The organism is Nonomuraea sp. NPDC059194 (genome assembly GCF_042754765.1).
GTDB lineage: Bacteria > Actinomycetota > Actinomycetes > Streptosporangiales > Streptosporangiaceae > Nonomuraea.
In genome coordinates, this window is the sequence record NZ_JBHZBH010000026.1 from 67221 (window position 1) to 87003 (window position 19783).

At 70.5% G+C, this 19783-nt stretch carries 16 protein-coding genes; 9 read left to right on the top strand and 7 right to left on the bottom strand.

Annotated features, from left to right (window positions below):
• Position 1: 1 nt before the first annotated feature.
• Positions 2-688, bottom strand: coding sequence for a DUF998 domain-containing protein (locus ACFXJ8_RS28405; protein WP_379647028.1), 687 nt, complete (start codon positions 686-688; stop codon positions 2-4).
• A gap of 231 nt (positions 689-919) precedes the next feature.
• Here ACFXJ8_RS28405 and ACFXJ8_RS28410 point away from each other — a divergent pair, with 231 nt between their 5' ends.
• Positions 920-2035: a sensor histidine kinase gene (locus tag ACFXJ8_RS28410; RefSeq protein ID WP_379647029.1), complete on the top strand. Its 1116-nt coding sequence runs from the start codon at positions 920-922 to the stop codon at positions 2033-2035.
• Between the two features lie 9 nt (positions 2036-2044).
• On the opposite strand, the gene ACFXJ8_RS28415 is transcribed toward ACFXJ8_RS28410, so the two are convergent.
• Both ACFXJ8_RS28415 and ACFXJ8_RS28420 read right to left on the bottom strand, forming a co-directional pair.
• The gene (locus ACFXJ8_RS28415; protein WP_379647030.1) at positions 2045-2953 is read right to left on the bottom strand and encodes an anti-sigma factor RsbA family regulatory protein; all 909 of its coding nucleotides are present in this window, start codon (positions 2951-2953) and stop codon (positions 2045-2047) included.
• Between the two features lie 274 nt (positions 2954-3227).
• On the bottom strand, positions 3228-4568 hold the full coding sequence (locus tag ACFXJ8_RS28420; protein WP_379647031.1) for an APC family permease: 1341 nt from the start codon (positions 4566-4568) through the stop codon (positions 3228-3230).
• 111 nt (positions 4569-4679) lie between these two features.
• Here ACFXJ8_RS28420 and ACFXJ8_RS28425 point away from each other — a divergent pair, with 111 nt between their 5' ends.
• A complete protein-coding gene (locus ACFXJ8_RS28425) occupies positions 4680-5054 on the top strand; it encodes a hypothetical protein (RefSeq protein WP_379647032.1) in 375 nt (124 codons plus the stop codon).
• An 84-nt stretch (positions 5055-5138) separates the two neighbouring features.
• Positions 5139-6578: a DUF2079 domain-containing protein gene (locus ACFXJ8_RS28430; RefSeq protein WP_379647033.1), complete on the top strand. Its 1440-nt coding sequence runs from the start codon at positions 5139-5141 to the stop codon at positions 6576-6578.
• Here the strand turns inward: ACFXJ8_RS28430 and ACFXJ8_RS28435 are convergent.
• Positions 6557-7651 (bottom strand): glycosyltransferase family 4 protein, encoded by a 1095-nt coding sequence (locus ACFXJ8_RS28435; RefSeq protein ID WP_379647034.1) that lies wholly within the window; start codon positions 7649-7651, stop codon positions 6557-6559. The genes ACFXJ8_RS28430 and ACFXJ8_RS28435 overlap by 22 nt on opposite strands.
• A gap of 23 nt (positions 7652-7674) precedes the next feature.
• On the opposite strand from ACFXJ8_RS28435, the gene ACFXJ8_RS28440 reads away from it, so the two are divergent.
• The 3 genes from ACFXJ8_RS28440 to ACFXJ8_RS28450 all read left to right on the top strand — a co-directional run bounded on the left by ACFXJ8_RS28440 (position 7675) and on the right by ACFXJ8_RS28450 (position 13081).
• Positions 7675-8517 carry a PIG-L deacetylase family protein gene (locus tag ACFXJ8_RS28440; protein WP_379647035.1) on the top strand — a complete coding sequence of 281 codons (843 nt, stop codon included), beginning with the start codon at positions 7675-7677 and terminating at the stop codon, positions 8515-8517.
• A 46-nt stretch (positions 8518-8563) separates the two neighbouring features.
• On the top strand, positions 8564-9643 hold the full coding sequence (locus tag ACFXJ8_RS28445) for a lysylphosphatidylglycerol synthase domain-containing protein (protein ID WP_379647036.1): 1080 nt from the start codon (positions 8564-8566) through the stop codon (positions 9641-9643).
• 63 nt (positions 9644-9706) lie between these two features.
• Positions 9707-13081 (top strand): BTAD domain-containing putative transcriptional regulator, encoded by a 3375-nt coding sequence (locus ACFXJ8_RS28450; RefSeq protein ID WP_379647037.1) that lies wholly within the window; start codon positions 9707-9709, stop codon positions 13079-13081.
• On the opposite strand, the gene ACFXJ8_RS28455 is transcribed toward ACFXJ8_RS28450, so the two are convergent.
• The gene (locus ACFXJ8_RS28455; protein WP_379647038.1) at positions 13050-13601 is read right to left on the bottom strand and encodes a hypothetical protein; all 552 of its coding nucleotides are present in this window, start codon (positions 13599-13601) and stop codon (positions 13050-13052) included. The genes ACFXJ8_RS28450 and ACFXJ8_RS28455 overlap by 32 nt on opposite strands.
• Positions 13602-13798: 197 nt before the next feature.
• On the opposite strand from ACFXJ8_RS28455, the gene ACFXJ8_RS28460 reads away from it, so the two are divergent.
• Positions 13799-14317 (top strand): DedA family protein, encoded by a 519-nt coding sequence (locus tag ACFXJ8_RS28460; RefSeq protein ID WP_379647039.1) that lies wholly within the window; start codon positions 13799-13801, stop codon positions 14315-14317.
• Positions 14318-14337: 20 nt separating this feature from the next.
• On the opposite strand, the gene ACFXJ8_RS28465 is transcribed toward ACFXJ8_RS28460, so the two are convergent.
• The gene (locus tag ACFXJ8_RS28465) at positions 14338-14529 is read right to left on the bottom strand and encodes a YegP family protein (protein ID WP_379647040.1); all 192 of its coding nucleotides are present in this window, start codon (positions 14527-14529) and stop codon (positions 14338-14340) included.
• Between the two features lie 119 nt (positions 14530-14648).
• Here ACFXJ8_RS28465 and ACFXJ8_RS28470 point away from each other — a divergent pair, with 119 nt between their 5' ends.
• Complete coding sequence (locus tag ACFXJ8_RS28470) at positions 14649-15512, top strand: D-alanyl-D-alanine carboxypeptidase family protein (RefSeq protein WP_379647041.1); 864 nt, start codon at positions 14649-14651, stop codon at positions 15510-15512.
• A 35-nt stretch (positions 15513-15547) separates the two neighbouring features.
• Here ACFXJ8_RS28470 and ACFXJ8_RS28475 read toward each other — a convergent pair whose 3' ends face one another.
• The gene (locus tag ACFXJ8_RS28475; RefSeq protein WP_379647042.1) at positions 15548-17878 is read right to left on the bottom strand and encodes an arylsulfatase; all 2331 of its coding nucleotides are present in this window, start codon (positions 17876-17878) and stop codon (positions 15548-15550) included.
• Positions 17879-18097: 219 nt separating this feature from the next.
• On the opposite strand from ACFXJ8_RS28475, the gene ACFXJ8_RS28480 reads away from it, so the two are divergent.
• On the top strand, positions 18098-19780 hold the full coding sequence (locus ACFXJ8_RS28480; RefSeq protein WP_379647043.1) for a SulP family inorganic anion transporter: 1683 nt from the start codon (positions 18098-18100) through the stop codon (positions 19778-19780).
• Positions 19781-19783 lie beyond the last annotated feature (3 nt).

Genomic DNA, 19783 nt, shown 5'->3' on the forward strand with positions numbered 1-19783 from the left:
CCTACGCGGCCAGCGACCGCGACGTCTGGGCGGGAGCCGTCGCCGCTGGAGCGGCGTGCTGGACGGACACCAGCCGGTGACTGCGGTGGGCCCTCCCGTGCGGTAGCCGTACCAGATGCAGGGTCAGGAACAGCAGCAGCCCGAGCTCGGAGACCACCACGAACCGCTGGGTGAGCCCGGCCGGAATGTCGCTGTTGCTGAGCGGGATCCCGAACATCCTGACCACGTAAGGGATCACGACCAGCACCAGCGCGCCGAGCGCGACGGCGCTGAGCGCCTTCATCGCCCACGCGTAGCCCACCCTGGCCCTGGCCAGCAGGAGGCCCGCCACCGGCAGCACCAGGAAGGCGACGAACCCGGCGTAGCGGTGGATGCCGCCCGACAGCGACAGCGGCACCCCTGGCCGGTCGGTCGGGAAGAGGCCGAGCAGGAAGATGCATACCCCCCACACCGCCACCAGGGCCACGACCCTGCCGTCGCCGCCCGACCTGCGCAGCGCGACCGCGATGAGCGCCGCCCCGGCCGCGAAGAGCGTCAGCGAGGCGGGCAGCAGCCACCCGATCGGGTGGAAGGCGTACTCGCTGATCAAGGTGTGCATCGGGTCGAGCCCTGCCCCCGTCTGCAGCGCGAGCATCGCGCCCGCGCCCGTGCCGAGTGCCGCCAGTCCGCCGATGAGCAATCCCTTCATGCCCTCAACGCTCGTGGAATGCGGCCTTGCGGAGTATCGGAGATCGGCCCCACGCGGTCCCTGAACCGACCCTTACGACCTTGGGAGGAGCGTCCCCTGCACCACCCCGATGACCTGCCGGAAGCCGACCCTTGGTGGGGCTGCCCCCCTCAGGGTGAGTACGGCGGGCGCCCACATGTCCGTCTCGGGGATGATTCGCCGCCGCCCGAGGTCGCTCTACAGTCGGGGTTCATGAGGCTCGACTGGGCGATCGCCGCGATCGTGGCCGTGTTCTCGCTGGCAGAGGAGTTCGGTGGCCGGACCGTCGAACCCGACCGCGCCCACCCGGCGCTGTGGATCGGGCTCGCCCTGGCGAGCGCGGCTCTGGTGGCCGTACGGCGGCGCATCCCGTTCGCCGCGCTGGCCGTCTACACGGTGTTCGGCGGCGTGGCCATTCCCCTTTCGCAGGAGACGCTGGGCGCCTGGCAGTTCTATGTCGAACTGCTGCTGCTGTTCACGCTGATGGCGGAGGTGCCGCCAAGAAACTGGCGTACGCCCGCGGGCCTGGCACTCGCGCTCGGCTTCGTCGGCCTGATCGTCTTCACCGACGACGCGCCCATCGGCCCCGGCGACCTGGCCATCGCCCTGGTGATGACCAGCGTCGCGGCGGGCGCGGGCCTCGCCGTCCAGCGCTACAGGGAGGTCGCCGCCCAGGCGCAGGAGCGTGGCGCGCTGCTGGCCAGGGAGGCGGTCAACGAGGAACGCAACAGGATCGCCCGCGAGCTGCACGACATCGTCGCCCACAGCGTCAGCGTCATGGTGATGCAGTCGGGCGCGGTGCGTCGCTGCCTGAACGAGGAGCAGACGCGCGAGCGGGAGGCGCTGACGATCGTGGAGGAGGCGGGCCGCGGGGCCGTACACGAGCTGCGGCGCATGCTGGGCGTGCTGCGGTCGGGGCCCGAGACGGAGGTCAACATCCCGCAGCCCAGCCTGGCCCGGCTGGAGGAGCTGGTGGAGCAGGTGCGTGTGGCGGGCCTCGATGTGAAGCTCGACGTGCGCGGCGAGCCCGTCCCGCTCTCGGCGGGGCTGGAGCTGTCGGCCTACCGGATCATCCAGGAGGCGCTGACCAACACGCTGAAACACGCGGGAGCGACCAGGGTGGCGGTCACGGTCGCGCACCGGCGCACGGAGCTGTCGCTGGAGATCACCGACGAGGGGCCGACGCCGGGTCACGAGCCGCCGGAGCGGCGCGGGCTCGGCCACGGCCTCATCGGCATGAGCGAGCGGGTGGCGCTGTTCGGCGGCCGGATGGAGGCGCACCCCCTGCCGGAGGGCGGGTTCACCGTGCGCGCGACGTTGCCCGTCTGATCGTGTGGTTCACCGGTCGAAGTACGCCCGCACCACCGTCGAGCCCTCACGGGTGTGGACGCGGACCAGGTCGCTGAGCAGGTTGACGATCAGCAGGCCGCGCGAGCCAGGCGTGCGCGGGTCGACCGGGGAGCGGCCGGCGAGCGGGTCGGTGATGTGCCCCCCGTCGCTGACCTCGCAGACCAGGCGGCTCTCCTCGTGCCAGATCCGCAGCACGCCCGATCCGCCCCCGTGGTCGAGGCTGTTGGCGCCCAGCTCGGAGACCGTCAGCTGGACGTCGTCGAGGCGGGTGCCGGTCAGCCCGGCCGCCGTCGCCCACTCGTTGGCCAGGTGCCGTACCTGGCCGAAGTTGGTGCTGTCGAAGTGGAGCGCGACCGAGGCGGGCGGCTCGTAGAGCGGCACGTTGTAGCCGTCGATCACGCGCAGGGGCGCGTAGGCGGCGCTCTCGCGCTCGCCCGTGATGTCCTGGACGACGGGGTGGGTGAGCTCGGCGTCGTCGAGGATCTCCGGCTCCAGCCGTTTGACGTCGTACGGGCACATGATCGTCACGCGGCGGCCCTCGAACGCCAGGTTGATCAGCGCCTCGTGCTGGACGCACGCGGGGTACTCGGTGCCGGTGCGCCCGGCCCAGATGGGCTCGCCGATGATCCGCACGTGCCGGTCGGGGAAGTTGTCGGCGAACTCGCGCAGCACCCCGGGGATGATCCGGCCCGGATTGCGGCCCACGACGGTCATGTCCAGCATCCGCACCCGCTCGGCGGCCTCGTCGAGCTCGTCCCTGATCACCTCGAGATTCGGGCCCGGTACGGCCACGGCCACCGGGTCACCCGCCGCCAGTCCCGCGCGGATGAACGGGACGGTGCCCGAGAGGTAGTCCGCGTCGTCCCTGTAGAAGAACGCGGGGTGGGCGAACGCCATACCTGTGAGGTTACCGCGACAGGGTGAGTTACACCTGATCATCGGGTATGACATAGGTACTCCCCACTGGAAGGATTCCGCTAGGTGAAGAAGCTCCAGCTGGTCCCCCGCCCGCGGCCCCCTCGCCGCCCTCTCCCCCTCGACCTGCGAACTCCCTCCGGCAGACCCCTCCCTTTCTGAGGCTCCCCAACCCCTTTCCGACCCTTCCACCCTCCTTCCGAGCCCCTTTCCGAGACGCGGACGGATCCCGGGGACGGGCGCGCTCGTGCCTGGGTCAGTCCGGTGGGTTGATCTTGGTGATGTCGATCTCCTTGATCGGCCCCACGAACAACCGGTTGACGAACCACAGCACGACGCCGATGCCGACGAGGATGGCCGCCCGCAGGTAGACGTCGCCCGACCGGCCGGTGATGGGCAGGGTCAGGAACAGGCAGACCACCGCGCCCAGGGCGGGCATCCACGTGGGCGCGACGAAGTGCTCGTGCTCGACCCTGTCCTTGCGCAGCACCAGCACGCAGATGTTCACCAGCGCGAACACGCACAGCAGCAGGAGCACGGTCGTGTCGGCCAGCGGGCCGATCTCGCCCGTCGAGACCAGGGCGGCGGCGATGCCCACTGTGAAGACGATCGCCACCCACGGCGTGGCCCTGGTGGGATGGACCGCTCCAAAGGTGGCGGGGATGATGCGCTGCCTGGCCATGCCGTACACGAGCCTGGAGGCCATGAGCATGTTGATCAGCGCGGTGTTGCCGACGGCGAGCAGCGCGATCAGCGCGAACACCTTGGGCGGGAAGGCCAGGCCCGCCACCTTGACGACTTCGAGCAGCGGTCCCGTCGAGGCGACGAGTGTCTTGGTGTCGACCAGCATCGTGGCGGTGAAGGCGACCGCCAGGTAGATCACCGCGGCGACCGCGATCCCGCCGAACAGCGCCCGCGGGTAGTCGCGCTGCGGTTCCTTGGCCTCCTCGGCGAGGTTGACCGAGTCCTCGAAGCCGAGCAGCGCGTAGAAGGCGAGCGCCGTGCCGCCGAGGATGCCGAGGAAGGCGCCGCTGACCGGATGGAACTCCAGCGCCCTGGCCGGCTCGCCCTCCCCGGTGAACAGCGCGTAGATCCCGATGGCGACGATCACCAGCAGGCCGAAGGCCTCGATGATCGTCAGGGTCACGTTGACCTTCACCGACTCGGAGATTCCGGCGAAGTTCACGATCGTGATCAGGGCCAGGAAGATGAACGCGCCGACGACCACCGGCAGCGTGATGAACTCGGCCAGGTAGCGCCCGCCGAAGGCCCTGGCCGCGGCGCTGGCCGAGGTGATGCCGCTCATCATCACGGCGAAGGCCACGATGAACGTGACGAAGGGGATGCCGAACGCCTTGTTGGTGTAGAGGGCGGCGCCCGCCGCCTGGGGATACTTGCCGACAAGCTCCGCGTAGGCGGTGGCGGTCAGCGCGGCCAGCACGAAGGCGACGAGGAACGGCGCCCACAGCGCACCGCCGACATGCCCCGCCACCTTGCCGACCAGCGCGTAGATGCCCGCGCCGAGGATGTCGCCGACGACGAACAGCAGAAGCATCCTGCGCCCGATGACCCGCTTCAGTTCGTGACTTACGGTCATGGCCCGACTCCTACCCGTGCGTGTGACAGGTGATGTAAGCGGGATGTAAGTGAACATCAAGTCTGAGACCATAAGGTCCCTTCTGCTAGACATCCTACGAAGGGCACTAGAATGCGTTTCCTCAAGCGGGCCATCACCGTCTCCGCGGCCACGCTGACTCTCGCGGGCCTCACGGCCTGCGGCGCGGTGGGCACCGCCGTCGACTGCAACGCGGTCGCCAACGAGGCCACCAAGATCATGACTGAGTGGTCGGGAAGCCTGAGCACCGCCATGACCGACGACGCGGCCATGGAGAAGGCCTCCAGCACCGCCGCCGAGAAGTCCAAGGCCCTCGCGGCCAAGTACGACGGCGAGCTCGCCGCGGCCCTCAACGACCTGGCCGCCGGCTTCGAGAGCATCAAGGACCTCAAGGACGCCTCGAAGCTCACCGAGTTCACCGGCAAGATGCAGGGCTTCTCCACCAAGATCCAGAGCGCCTGCTCCTGATGAACCGCCCGGCCGCCGCACCGCCTGTGGGGGGCAGTGCGGCGCGGCGGCCAGGGTCAGCCGTCCGGTCTACCCTTGTCCTCCGTGCGCCTGACGACCTCCCCCCGCCTGTGGGTCTACCTCCTGTCGCTCGCCGCGGCGTTCGCCTACGCCGTACTCGGCCTGGTCAGGCTCGCCACCTTCCGCGCCACCACCTTCGACCTGGTCATCGTGGACCAGGCGGTGCGCGGCTACTCCCGCTTCGGCCCGCCGTACATCCCTTCGGTGGGCGTCTTCCACGGCCGCGGCCTCGACTACGTGCAGCTGGCCGACCACTTCTCGCCGATCTACGCGCTGCTCGCGCCGCTCTACTGGATCCATGACGGCCCCGCCACGCTGATCGTCGCGCAGGCCGCCCTGTTCGCGGCCGCGATCCCGTTCCTGTGGGTGTTCACCCGCCGAGTCCTCGGTACGGCTCCCGCCTACCTCGTCGCCTTCGCCTACGCCGTGTCGTGGCCGATCGCCCAGGCCGCCGCGTTCGACGCGCACGAGGTCATGTTCGTCCCGCTGCTGACCGCCATCATGATCGAGCGCTACCAGGCGGGCCGGCCGCTGCCCGCGTTCCTGGCCATGCTCGCCCTCCTGCTCGTCAAGGAGGACATGGGGCTGATGGCCATCGGCGCCGGAGCCTGCCTCGTCGTGCTCGGCGACCGGCTGCGCGGCCTGCTGTGCGTCACCGTCGGCCTGGCGTGGACGGTCCTGGTGCGCGGCGTGCTGCTCAAGCTGGTCGGCGGCGACACCGGAGACTTCTGGGCCTACGGTCACCTCGGCGCCGACGTGCCGAGCGCGCTGCTGCACATGCTCGGCGACCCGCTCGGCACGCTGGCCCTGCCGTTCAGCGAGGAGGCCAAGGTCGACACGCTCTTCCTGCTGGTCTGGCCGACGCTGCTGCTCTGCCTGCTGTCGCCGGTCTCGCTGATGGCGCTGCCGCATGTGCTGGAGCGCATGCTGTCGGACCGGTCGTCGTGGTGGCAGGCCGACTTCCAGTACAGCGCGTTCACCGTGGTCATCCTGTTCTGCGCGGGCGTCGACGGGCTCTCCCGGCTGCTGCGCTGGGTCAAGGGCCCCAACTCGATGAAGCTCGCGTGGTCGGTCGGCGTCGCGGCCGTCGCCCTCACCCTGGTGCCCCGCTTCGCCCTGGACCAGCTCACCCATCCCGCCTTCTACCGGGCCGACCCCGACCGCACGCTCGCCGCGGCCGAGGCGGTGTCGAAGGTGCCGTCGGGCGTGGTCGTCGAGGTCGTCAACTCGCTCGGCCCCGCCCTGACCTCACGAGCCACCGTCCTGCTGTGGGACCACCAGCCCCGCTACGCCCCCTGGGTCGTGGCCGACGTCGCCAGATGGGAGTATCCCCACGGCTCGCCCACGGCCCAGGCCGAGCGGGTCGCGCTGCTGCTGTCGTCGGGTTACGAGAAGCTCTTCGAGCGCAACGGCTACGTCGTGCTGCGCAAGAGCGCCGCGGGTCAGCCGATGGCCTCCTCATAGCAGCGGTCGAACCCTTCGAGGACCAGCGGCCACGCGCCCGCGGTCGGCGGCGTGGCGCGGTTGTGCTCGGCGATGGACTCGCGCAGCGCCGTGTCGGTCGACAAGCGCACGACCGCCCGCACCAGGTCGTCGAACGAGCGGCCGAGCAGCCCTTCCTTGCCGTTCCTGACGAAGTCGGCCACGCCGCTCTGGCTGCGGGCGACGACCGGCAGGCCGGCCGCGCGCGCCTCGAGCGCGGCGATCCCGAACGACTCGCGGGGGGCGGGGGCGATGAAGACGTCGGCCGTGGAGAGCACCTTGGCGATCTGCTCGCGGGTGTGGCGGCCGGGCAGCGAGACCCACGAGGTCATGCCGTTCGCGGCGAGAAAGCGTTCCATCGCGCCGCGCGCGGGACCCTCGCCGATGATCGTGGCCCGCATCGGGACGCCGGAGGGGACCCTCGCGCGCGCCGCCCGCAGCAGCCGCAGCAGCCGGACGGGCTGCTTGCGCGGCGCGAACCTGCCGACCGCCACGAGGTGCACCTCCCCGTCGTGCGGCGGCCGGCCGTCCGCGGGCCGCCATCCTGAGACGTCGAGGCCGTTGGAGACCACGTGGACGGGCGTGCCCCGGCCCGCGACCGCGCGGATCGGGCCGGCTGCGGCCGTGCTGACGGTGGTGGCGACGAGCCCCCACCTGTGCCACTCGAACCCGAGCCTGAGCGCGGTGTAGAGCAGCCGGGTGACGGGGTCCCACATGCTGTGCACCGTCACCACGACGGGCAGCCCCGCCCTGACGGCGGCGCGCACCCCCATCCACGCGAACGGCGAGACGGCGCCCGCGTGGACGTGGACCACGTCTGGTCTGCCCGAGGTCATGAGCCTGGTGAGCTTGCCCACACCGCGGGGGTGGACGGGCAGGTCGAACGGCATCCTGGCGACGATCCTGTGGACGCCGGCAAGCGCCTCTCCCCTGGTCGCGGTGGCCACCTCGACGGTGTGGCCGGCCTCGCGCTGCATCCTGACGAGGTCCGCGACCTGCACCTCGATGCCCCCGAGCCGCGGAAGATAACAGTCGCTGACGTGAAGGATCCGCACCCGTCCCACACTAATCTGACCTTGTGCCACCACGTACCGCTGTGTTCTTCCACGCCCATCCCGACGACGAGGCCCTGCTGACGGCGGGCACGATGGCGATGCTCGCGGCCGAGGGCCACCGAGTGGTGCTCGTCGTGGCCACGGCGGGCGAACGCGGCCTGGCCGAGATGGAGAAGGGCGAGGCGCTCGGCGAGAAGCGGATGAAGGAGTTGTACGAGTCCGCCGCGGTGCTCGGCTGTGCGCGCGTGGTGTGTCTCGGCTACGGCGACTCGGGTCTCAGCCCGTCGGGCGGCTTCGCCGAGGAACGGCCCGACAACGCCTTCATCGACGCCGACTCCGAGGAGGCCGCCAAGGCACTGGCGGCCGTGCTGGAGGAGGAGAAAGCCGACCTGCTGTCGATCTACGACCCCGCGGGCGGCTACGGTCACCCCGACCACGTGCAGGTGCACAGGGTGGGCAGGAGGGCCGCGCAGATCGCGGGCACGCCGATCGTGCTGGAGGCCACGGTCAACAGAGACCCGCTGATCAGGGCGTTGCGGCTGGCAGGCAGGGTCTACACCTTCCCTCCCGAGTTCGACCTCAGGACGTTCGAGAGCGCCTACACCGCGGGCGACCAGATCACCCACAGGGTCAACGTCAGGAAGTACGCAGGGCGCAAACGGGCCAGCATGCGCGCCCACGCCTCCCAGGCCAGCGGCGGCGAGGGCGACAGGACGCTCGCCGTCCTGCTGAAGATCCCCGGGCCGCTCTACCGCCTCGTCTTCGGCACCGAGTGGTACGTCCGCCGCGACCTGCCGCCGGGCACCCGCCTCCGGCACCCCTTCGACAGACACCCCTTCGACCACCCCTTCGACGAGGCGCCGTGAGTCCGAAGATGACCGAGCACCCGCGATCCGGGGCAGGCTGGTACCGATGAAGAACAAGTGGCTCCAGATCGCCCTGTCGGCCGTCTCCCTGGCGCTGGCGGTGACGCTCGTCGTCTACCTCCCGCAGATCGTCCAGGCCCTCACCGGCAAGCCGGTCTCATGGACGGAGATCGGCGCGGAGTTCGCCGGGATGAGCCCGTGGACGATCGCGCTGATGGCCGCGGTGTGGCTGGCCAGCCTGCTCGCCTACACCTTCGTGCTGACCAACTCGCTGCCCGGTCTGAACAACCTGCAGGGCCTCACGCTCAACGCGGCGGGCAGCGCGGTCAGCAACCTGCTGCCGTTCGGCGGCGCCGCGGGGGTGGCGCTGACCTTCGCCATGGCCAGGAGCTGGGGCTTCGGCAACCGCCCCATCGTGGTGATGACGCTGGTCAGCGGTGTGTGGAACACCATGTTCAGGTTCGTGCTGCCCGCTCTCGGCATCATCGCGCTGCTGATGGCGGGCGAGGTGCCCAACCCGACCGTGGCCCGCGCCGGCTGGGTCGGTGCGGTCTCGATCCTGGTCCTGGTCGCCGTCGTCGCCGCCGCCCTCTACTGGGACCGCGCCGCCGCCCTGCTCGGCCGCGCCCTCGACAGGCTGGTACGGCTGGCCCGGCTGAGGTTCTCCGCGTCCGAATCGTTGGAGAAACTCCGCAAGGACACGGCGGGGATCGTGAAAACCCGCTGGGCGGGCCTGTCCGCCAGCATGATCGCCTTCCTCGCCCTGCAATGGCTGATCATGATCTGCTGTATGTGGGCGACCGGCGCGTATCCTGGTCTTGCACAATCGATCGCAGTCTTCGCCCTGTCCCGGGTGCTCACCGCGGTCCTGGTCACACCTAGTGGCGCGGGGCTCATGGAGGGGGGTGTCGTGTTGCTGTTGACAACCGCTTTCAACGTGGACACGGCCGCCGCCACGGCCACGGCGTTGTTGTTCGGGTTCTGGACCTACACTGTCGAGATCCCTTTCGGCGGGCTGGCTCTGGGAGCCTGGGCGCTACTGGGGAGGAACCGCAGGAATCGTCGCGAACGCCCATCCCCGCGCCCACCCTCGAACCCTCACACGAACATGGAAACGCAGCCGTGACCATCGTGAACCTGACAAAGACCTTGTGCGTGATTCGGAAGCGCGCATAGCGTGGCGGCTGACATGGTGGCGTTCCGGGTACTGGGGCCGGTCGAGGCGTACGAAAGCAGCAGCGACGACGAACTCGACCTCGGCGGGTTGCGGCAGCGAGCCGTGCTCGCCCGCCTTCTCGTGGCCAGAGGGCAGGTCGTGCCTGTCGACACCCTGCTCTTCGACCTGTGGGACGACGACGCGGCCAAGGGCGCGCAGTCGGGCCTGCAGGTCTACATCTCCCGTCTGCGGCGGGTGCTCGAGCCCGGCAGACCGCGTGGCGGGCCCAACAGGCTGCTGGTGACCGTGGCCTCCGGCTACGCGCTGCGGGTCGCGCCCGACCAGGTCGACGCCCTGCGCTTCGAGCAGCTGGTCAGGGCGGCGGGCGAGCATCTCGACAGCGACGATCCGCAGTCGGCCAGGACCAGGCTCGGCAAGGCGCTCGGGCTCTGGCGCGGCACGCCGTACTCCGACTTCGCCGACCAGCCGTGGGCCGAGGCCGAGGTCAACCGGCTCACCGAGCTGCGGCTCGTGGCGCGCGAGCGCCACGCCGACACCGGGCTGCGCCTGGGCATGCACGCCGAGACGGTGCCCGACCTCGAGGCGATGACCGGCGAGAACCCCCTGCGCGAGGAAGGCTGGCGGCTGCTGGCCCTCGGCCTCTACCGGTGCGGCAGGCAGGGCGACGCGCTGGCGGCCCTGCGCAGGGCGCGCGGCATCCTCGCCGACGAGCTGGGCATCGACCCCGGGCCCGCGCTGCGCAAGCTGGAGTCCGAGATCCTGGCCCAGTCGCCCGAGCTCGAACTGACCGCCCCGCCACGGCCCGCACGGCAGCCGGCGCCGGTCGCCGACACCTGGCCGCCCAGGGCGACCACCCTCGTCGAGCCGCCGCCGCTGGAGCCTGAGCCCTTCATCGGCCGCGACTCCGAGCTGGCCAGGCTGACCGGCGCGGCCGCCAAGACCGCGCGCTTCGAGGTGGCGATCGTCACCGGCGACGCGGGCGCGGGCAAGACGACGCTGCTGCGCCAGCTCGAGGGCAAGCTCACCGGCGAGGGCTGGACCGCCGCCTCCGGCGCCTGCCCCGACTCCAGCGCGACCCCGCCCGGCTGGGCGTGGGTGGGCATCCTGCGCGCACTGGTCGAGAAGACCGGAGCCGGCGAGTACGGCCAGCTCCTGGCCCCGCTGCTCGACGACGGTGAGTCCGACCCCGACGAGGACGAGGTGTCCGGCGGCTTCCGCCTGCACCGCGCGGTCGGCGGCTATCTCGCGGGCGTGGCCCGCAGGTCGCCCGTGCTGGTCACGGTCGAGGACCTCCACTGGGCCGACGACCAGACGCTCGCGTTGCTGCGCGCGCTGCCCAGCCTGCTGGCCACCAGCAGGGTGCTGCTGGTGGTGACCTGCCGCGACAGCGAGCTCGACGACCGGCAGTCCGACGTGCTCGCCGCGCTGGCCAGGCTCGGTCCGGTCAGGGTGAGCCTGTCGGGGCTCGACCCGAAGGCGGTGGCCGAGCTGGTGCGGGCCACCTGCGTGCGCGAGGTCGACGAGGACGCGGTCGAGTCGATCGTCGAGCGCACCAGAGGCAACCCGTTCTTCGTGCGCGAGACCGTGCGTCTGCTCGACGCCGAGGCGGTCGGCGGTCGCGCGACCGCGGCCGAGGTGGCCTCCCAGGTGCCCTCCGGCGTGCGCGACGTGCTGCGGCGGCGCATCTCCCGGCTGCCCGAGCGCGCGCAGCAGATCCTGCTGCAGGCGGCGGTGATCGGCCGTGACGTCGACGTCGACGTGCTCGTCGAGGTCTCGGGCGACGAGGACGCGGTCGTCGACGCCGTGGAGGCGGCGCTGCTGGCCGGCCTGGTCACCGAGCCGGGTCCTGGAATGCTGCGTTTCGACCACGACCTGGTGCGCGACACGATCTACTCCGACGCCTCCAGGCTGCGCCGCACCAGGCTGCACGCCGCCGTGGCGAACGTCATCGAGCAGCGCAGGCCCGCCGAGGTGGCGGCGCTGGCCCACCACTTCTTCGTCGCCGACGTCGCCGACAAGGCCGTCCACTACGCGGGGCTGGCCGCCGAGCAGGCCGAGCGGCGCTTCGCCCATCGCGAGGCCGCCACGCTGTGGGAGCAGGCCATCGCCGCCTTCGACCGCACCGGCGGCGACACGGCCGAGCGGCTCAAGCTGATGCTCGCCCAGATCAAGGCGCTCGCGCTGTGCGGCGACATGACGGCGGCCAGGCTGCGGCGGCGCGAGGCGATGGACCTGGCGTTGCCGCTGAGCAACCCGGTGCTGACGGCGCGGGTCGCCGCGGCGCTCGCCGTACCGCACAAGGGCATCGCCCGCGACTTCACCCAGACCGCCTGGGAGATCGTCGACGTCACCGAGCGGGCGCTGATCGAGCTGCCCGAGGGCGAGCAGACACTGCGCGCGAGCCTGCTGACCACGCTCGCGCTGGAGCTGGAGGGCTCCTCCTCGCCCGAGCGGGGACGGCAGGCGTCGCTGGAGGCGCTCGAACTGGCCAGGCAGAGCGGCGACCCGACGCTGCTGGCCGCGGCGCTGAGCGGCAGGCTGCGCCAGTCCTACGACATCCCCGCGGTCGACACCCGCGAGAGCATCGGCCGTGAGCTGCTGGAGGTCGCCCAGCACTCAGGGCAGATGGCCGTGCAGGCGCTGGCCCACCTGGTGCTGCTGGAGTGCGCGGCGGCGCGCGGCGAGTTCTCGGTCTCCGACGAGCACGCGCGGGCGGCCGAGCGGCTGGCCAAGCAGTACGACCTGTCGGCGCCCGCCGCGGTCGTCGCCTGGTACGAAGGGCAGCGGCTGATGATCGCCGGCGACTACGCCGGCGCCGAGCGGGCCTACCGCGAGGCGGCCAGGATGACGGCGCGGGCGGGCATGCTGGAGGGCCGCCAGGACCTTCCGCTGATCACGACGTTCTGCCTGCACCTGGTCGACGGCAGGGCGGCGCAGATGGTGGAGCTGCTCGGCGAGGCGCACCAGCGCGGGGCCAAATGGACTCTCGACGCCTACGCCCTCGCCCTGGCCTCGGCCGGGCACGTCAAGGACGCCAAGGCGGTGGCCACGACCAGGCCGCCGGTGCGGCCCGACTTCCTGTACGAGCTGGCCATGACGTGGCGGGCGCTGGCCGGGATGCTGCTCGACGATCGCGAGCGCATGGTCGACTGCTACGACAAGCTCAAGCCGTTCGCCGACCGCATCGCGGGCGCGGGCACCGGCGTGGTGGCGCTGTGGCCCGTGGCGCTGACGCTCGGCGATCTGGCGATCAGGCTCGACCTGCCCGACGCGGCTCGCGACCACTACCACAAGGCCCTGGAGGTGGCCAGGAGGGTCGGCGTGCCGCGGTGGGTGGAGGCGGCGCAGCGGGCGGTCAGCAACGCACCAGGATCCGATCCGACCTGATGGCCTTCTTCTGTCCCGCGACGACCAGTTCGATCCGGTACCAGCCGGGGTTGTCCTGGACGTGGAGCTCCCACTTGACGTTCCTGCGCGCGCCGGTGAAGCCCGCGTACTCGCTCTGGTAGGTCTTCCACGCCCTGTTGACGGCGCTCCACCTGGTCAGCCGCCAGTGGTACATGAGGGTGGCGCCGGCGTCGGGGTTGAGCACGACGGACCTGGCGACGAAGCTCTTGTCACAGGCGGCGCCCCTGCCGCCGAGGGAGCTGACGGTGATGGTGCCGACCTCGGGCTCGGCCTGCCCGGCCTGCCCCGCCTGCCCGGTCTGTCCTGCGTGCCCGGTCTGCTCGGTGATCGGCATGGTGGTGGCCGAGAGGTTGACGGTCGTGGTGGCCCGCGACGTGGAGCTCGCGGTGCCGTAGGCCGAGACGCCGGCGTAGGCGGCGGCGAAGGCGAGCGCGCCGACCAGCAGCCTGGCGGCGGTGGAGGACCCGGTTTCCAGGACCGCCTTGCTTCTCGTGCCCATGATCTACACCTCTTCTCTTTGCCCTCATATGTAGAGGGAAGGAGTTGAGATCCGCTTGATGGCGGCTTGCTCCGCAGCTCACCCATGGCAGGGCGGGTGATGCCGCCCGGGTAGCGTGGGTGGCGGGTAGCGCGGCGAAGTCAGGATGACCTAAGGTTAGCCTGGCCTAATATTCTGTTCGGGTGGTGATGTCTGGTATGCGGCCGATTGCGATCGCCATCCCTGATCCGACGCGCGCCTCGCTTTTCGGCCTGCCGTACTGGCTGATCGTGGCGGTCGGGGCGGTCGCGCTGTTCGGCGCCTTCCAGGCCTACTACTGGATCGGGTTCAAGCTCGGCGACAAGCTCTACGAGTCGCGGTTCGGCAGGAAGCTGCCCCGCGAGCGCATCCGCGCGGTCGAGCGGGTCGTCGAGAAGTGGGGGGCGCTCGCCGTCTACGCATGCTTCTGGGTCCCCGTCCTGCGCCACACCCTGCCATGGGTGGCAGGGGCGCTGCGCATCTCCTATCCGTGGTACGTCGTGGCCAGCGCGCTCGGCTGCCTGACCTGGGTGCCGGTGACCTCGTTCGCGCTCTACTCGGTGATCTGGGGCTGGCTCCAACTGGCCACCCACTCCCCTGTGGCCGCCGCCGTCGCCGCGGTGCTCGGGGTGAGTGCCGTCACCGGCTTCGTGATGTGGCGCAGACGCCGTAAGAGCGAGAAGGCCCTGGCCGCCTGACCTGTTGTCAGACGGCGGCCTCAGACGGTGGCCAGCGTCGCGTCGTCGACCGTCGCCTCGGGGGCGTTCTTCCTGACCGACTCGATCCCGTTCACGCAGGCCGCCTTGGTCGTGTAGCCCTCGCTGATCGCGATGGTCTGACCGTTGCCCGCGACCAGCTTGAAGCGGAACTCTCCACGCCTGTCCTTGGTGATGACGAACTTGCCTGCCATGTCGATCTCCCCCGATATGACGGTTCTAGGGATCATTTACCCGCGTCCACGACGACGTTTTCCCGCCATAGGGTCAAGTTCCGCATATCAACGGTTGATCACCTGTCACCATGTCGGACATGTGTATTGGGGGCATTCGACTACTGACCGGCGCCGCGGCGCTCGCGCTGATCATGGGGTTCTCCCCGCCGACGCTCGCCGAGACACATGCGGCCGGAGAACCCGAGGTGGGCGCGCGGATCGCCTACGTGGTCGACTCCTCTGAGACCGTCCACCTGGGCAAGCGTGAGACCCGTAGGGTGCCGGTCGCCAGCCTGGTCAAGGTCATGACCGCCTACGTCGTCCTGCGGGAGGGCGAGCTCGGCGACCTCGTCACCATCACCAAGGCCGACGTACGGCACGCCGCCGACAACGGCGCCACCAGCGCCGCGCTGCGCGCCGGTGAGAAGGTGACGGTCAGGGACCTGCTCTACGGTCTCATGCTGCCCTCAGGGGCCGACGCGGCCAACGCGCTGGCCCGCACCTATGGCCCGGGCAAACCCGCCTTCATCGCCAAGATGAACACCGCCGCCCGCCAGTTGGGCCTGGCCGACACCGTCTACACCAACGCCGACGGCCTGCCCACACCCAAGGGCGGCGGCCACTCCACGGCCGTCGACCAGGCCAAGCTGGCCAAGATCGCGCTGGAGGACTCGGCCTTCAGAACCGTCGTGTCCAAGAAGACGTACAAGGTCGGCAAGACCTCGCTCCACCGGGCCCACACCTGGACCAACACCAACAAGCTGCTGGGCCGGGCCGACGGAGTGATCGGGGTGAAGACGGGGTTCACCAGCAAGGCGGGCTTCTGCCTGCTGTTCGCGGCCGAGCGCGACGGCCGGCGCGTCTTCGGCGTGCTGCTCGGCGACCAGGACGGGCGCCGCTTCACCACCGCGGACAGGCTGCTCGACTTCGCGAGCGAGCAGATCGCCGCCACCACCCCCTGACCGTCACCGCCGCGAGCCCCCGGCCGCTTGCGCGGCTACTGCTTGGCCATCAGCCGGTGGTGACGGTGTTCGGGGCTCTCCAGATGGCTGTGGTCGTCCTGGCCGATGTCGATGCGGACGTAGCCGATGGCTCCGGTGAAGGCGTTGTCGCCCTCGGCGTAGTCCTCGCTCACCGGGGAGGCGGTGTCGACCCCGACGTCCAGCGTCTCGTCGGCGGAGAAGATGTGCGGCACCGTCTTGTCGATGCGGCCGTCGATGACCTTGACGTCGTCCACGGTCAGCAGCCCCGTCCCGCCCAGGCCGACGCCTCCTCCGTCGTAGCTGAACTCATAGCGGACGACGTGCCGTCCGGCGGTCAGCGGTTCGGGCGCGCGCAGGACGTACCGCTCCTTGCCGAGGTAGTTGTAGCAGTAGGTCAGACGGCCTTCGTGCAGGTAGAGCGCCCATCCGCCGAACCTGCCGCCCTGTACGACGATCACGCCGTGGCCGCCGCCGTCGGGCACGTCGATCTCCGCCGTGATCGAGTGCGACTTGTTCTTGATGTTGGGCACGGTGTTCTCGAGCAACTGCCGCATCCCGTCGTACAGCGTCATCGAGGTGCGGTCGCCGAGCAGGTCGGGCCGGCCTGCGACGTCGGGATTCGTCCGTTCCGCGGCGCGGTCGTCCAGCGGGAACACCTGGTACTTGGCGGCCTCGATGAGGAACTGCTCTTTCAGCCTGGCCAGCCGCTCCGGCTCCCGCGCCGCGAGGTCACGGGACTGGGTCCAGTCGGTGGTGGTGTCGTAGAGCTCCCAGACGTCCTCGTCGAAGGCGGGCATCTGCTGCGCCCCCGTCTGCCAGGGGATGCGGTGGCGGGTCACCGCCGTCCAGCCGAGGTGGTAGATGCCGCGGTTGCCGAACATCTCGAAGTACTGGGTGGTGTGCCGTTCGTCGGCGTCGGCGTCGGCGAAGCTGTAGCGCATGCTGACGCCCTCGATCGGCCGCTGCGCGACACCGTCGACGGAGTACGGCTCGGGCAGCCCCGCCACCTCCAGGATCGTCGGCACCACGTCGATGACGTGGTGCCACTGGTGCCGGATCCCGCCGCCTTCCTCGATCCCCGCGGGCCAGTGCACGATGAGGCCGTTGCGGGTGCCGCCGTAGTGCGAGGCCACCTGCTTGGTCCACTGGTACGGCGTGTCCATCGCCAGCGCCCAGCCGTACGGGTAGTGCGGATAGGACTCGGGGCCGCCGAGCTTGTCCAGCTCGGCGGCGACGCTCTCGACGGTGTCCTGCAGGCCGTTCAGCGTGAAGAGCTCGTTGGTCGTGCCGTCCAGCCCGCCCTCGGCTGAAGCGCCGTTGTCGCCCAGTTCGTAGAACAGCAGGGTGTCGTCCAGCGCCCCCATCTCGGCGAGCGCGTCGACCAGCCTGCCCACCTGGTGGTCGGTGTGCGTGGCGAAGCCCGCGAAATTCTCCATGAGCGCCGCTGCGACCCGCTTCTGCAGGTCGGAGAGCTGATCCCAGTGCGGGGCGAGGGAGGGCCACGGTGACAGCTCCGCCTCCTGCGGCACGACTCCGAGCTCCTTCTGCCGGGCGAGCGTCCGGTCGCGCAGTGCGTCCCAGCCACCGTCGAACCGCCCCAGGTACGGCTCGCGCCACGCGGGCGCCACGTGGTGCGGGGCGTGCGTCGCGCCGAAGGACAGGTAGACGAAGAACGGCTTGTCCGGGGTGAGCGACCGTTGGGCCCGTATCCAGGCGATCATCTGGTCGACGAGGTCCTCCGACAGGTGGTAGCCCTGCTCGGGCGTGCGCGGCGGCCGCACGGGCGTAGTGCCGTCGAACAGGGTCGGCTCCCACTGGTTGGTCTCGCCGCCGAGGAAACCGTAGAACTTCTCGAACCCGTCGCCGACCGGCCAGCGGTCGAACGGGCCCGAGGGGCTGGTCTCCCAGGTGGGCGTCTGGTGCATCTTGCCGAAGGCGGCGGTGTTGTAGCCGTTGTACTTCAGGATCTGGGCGATGGTCGCGACGCTGTTGGGCCTGATGCCGGTGTAGCCGGGCGCGGAGGTCGCCATCTCGGTGATGGCGCCCATCCCGACCGAGTGGTGGTTGCGGCCGGTGAGCAGCGCCTGCCTGGTCGGCGAGCACAGCGCGGTGGTGTGGAAGCGGGTGTACTTCAGTCCTCCCGAGGCCAGCCGTTCGGCGGCGGGCATCTCGCAAGGACCGCCGAAGGACGAGGAGCCACCGAACCCCATGTCGTCGATGAGCACGATCACCACGTTGGGCGCGTTCACCGGCGGCCGCAGCGGCGACCTCTTGTCGAAGGCGGGCGCCTGGTTCCTGATGTCCTGCGCCGTGAAACCCAGCGGGGCACTGTCGGGAATGGGCAAATTCCGGCGCCACCCGTCTGATGCGTGACTCATCGCGCTCCCCCGTCTCCGCGATCGGCGAAAGTCGATCCCCGCAGACGGTTCTCCCCGAGGCCATGAGCCACCACGCAAGAGCAGGCCAATAATGGACAATCATCTTTGGTCTCTTGAATCTGACTATTCCGACACTGGGGATGGGCCGGGTAGCGACTGTCCCGACGTACGTGGTGGTCTCGTCGGATGGATGTGTCCCGGGCCTCGGTGGCGCAGGTGATACCGCTCGTCGGGCAGTTGCGACACTATCCGGCCGGTTCGGCACGCGCCGATCTCGTGACCGCCCTGTCGATGGCGGTGACTCTGCTACCCCAGGGTCTGGCCTACGGCGTGCTGGCCGGTTTGCACCCGGCGGCCGGTCTCTACACCGCGATGGGCTCGGCGATCGTGTTCGCCCTGCTGACCGGCACCCGCTTCGTCGCGGTGGGCGCCTCCTCGACCATGGCGCTGCTGACCTTCACCACGGTCCACGACAGGGCGGGCGGCGACCAGGGCAGGGCCGTCGCGCTGACGGCGGCCCTGTCGGTGCTGGTGGGACTGTGGTGCCTGCTGGGCGCACTGCTCCGGCTGCAGGGCATCGCCGAGTTCCTGTCCTCACCGGTCATGCTCGGTTACCTGGCGGGCGTGGGCATCGAGATGATCGCCGGGCAGGTCGGCCCGCTCCTCGGCATCCCTACGCCCCACCCCGAGCCGATCGTCAAGCTCTGGTACGCGCTCACCCACCTGGAGCTGAGCCAACCCCTGACCGCGGCGACGGGCGTGGGCGGCCTCATCGTGATCGTGCTGCTCAAGCGGTTCCTGACCGCCGTGCCCGCCGGGCTGGTGGTCTGCCTGGCCGCGATCGGGATCTCGGCGGCGGCGGACCTGGCCCAGCGGGGCGTGGCCGTGGTCGGCACGGTCTCAGGCGGCCTGCCGACACCCGCCCGAGTGCTCCTGGTGAGCTGGAACGACGTGTACGCCCTGCTGCTACCCGCCCTGGGAATGGCGCTGATCGCCTCGATCGAAACGGTCAGCGCCGTCCGGCGGACGGGCATCGACCTCGCCGGCCGGATCGTCCTGTCCAGGGAGACCGCCTCTCTGGGCGCGGCGAGCATCGCGACCGGCGCGCTGGGCGGCTTCCCTCCCATGGCCAGCACCAGCCGCACCATGACGGCCCAAGCCGGTGCGCGCTCCCAGCTCTTCCAGCTGTTCACCGCGGCCATAGTGATGTTCGTCCTGGTCAGCGGCGGGCCGTTGATCGCGCTGCTGCCGATGGCGGTGCTGGCCGCGATCGTCGTGGTGAGCGCGCCCAAGCTCATCGACATCACTGGCTTCCTGCGGCTGTGGCACGGCTGGCGCGCGGAGAGTGTGATCGCGCTCGTCACCGTCGTGGGCGTCGTGGGCCTCGGTGTGCTGCGCGGTCTGATCGTCGCCGTGATCCTCTCGACAGGCCAGTTGCTGCGCCGTACCGCCCGGCCGCACGACACGCTGCTGGCCGTCCACCCCGGGCAGCAGGCGCCCAGCGAGATCGCCGAAGGCGCCTCGCCCCATCCCGAGATTCTGATCTACCGCGTTGACGCGCCGCTGTTCTTCGCCAATGCCCGGCGGATCCGGCAGCGGGTGCTCAGCCTGGTCACCACCGTCGAGCCACGGCCACGCTGCGTGATCATGGACGCCGAGGCGGTGTTCTACGTGGACGCCACGGCCGCCGAGACCCTGGCCGAGCTGGCGGCCGAACTTCAGGCGCTCGACTGCCGGCTGGTGCTGGCGTCCGTTCACGGCCCCGTCGTCGCGGTCCTGCGGGCCAACCCCTATCACGACGGCGCCACCCAACGGCTCCGCGTCTTTCCCACGGTCGTCGAGGCCTTCGCCACCATGCGCGGCGCGTAAGGC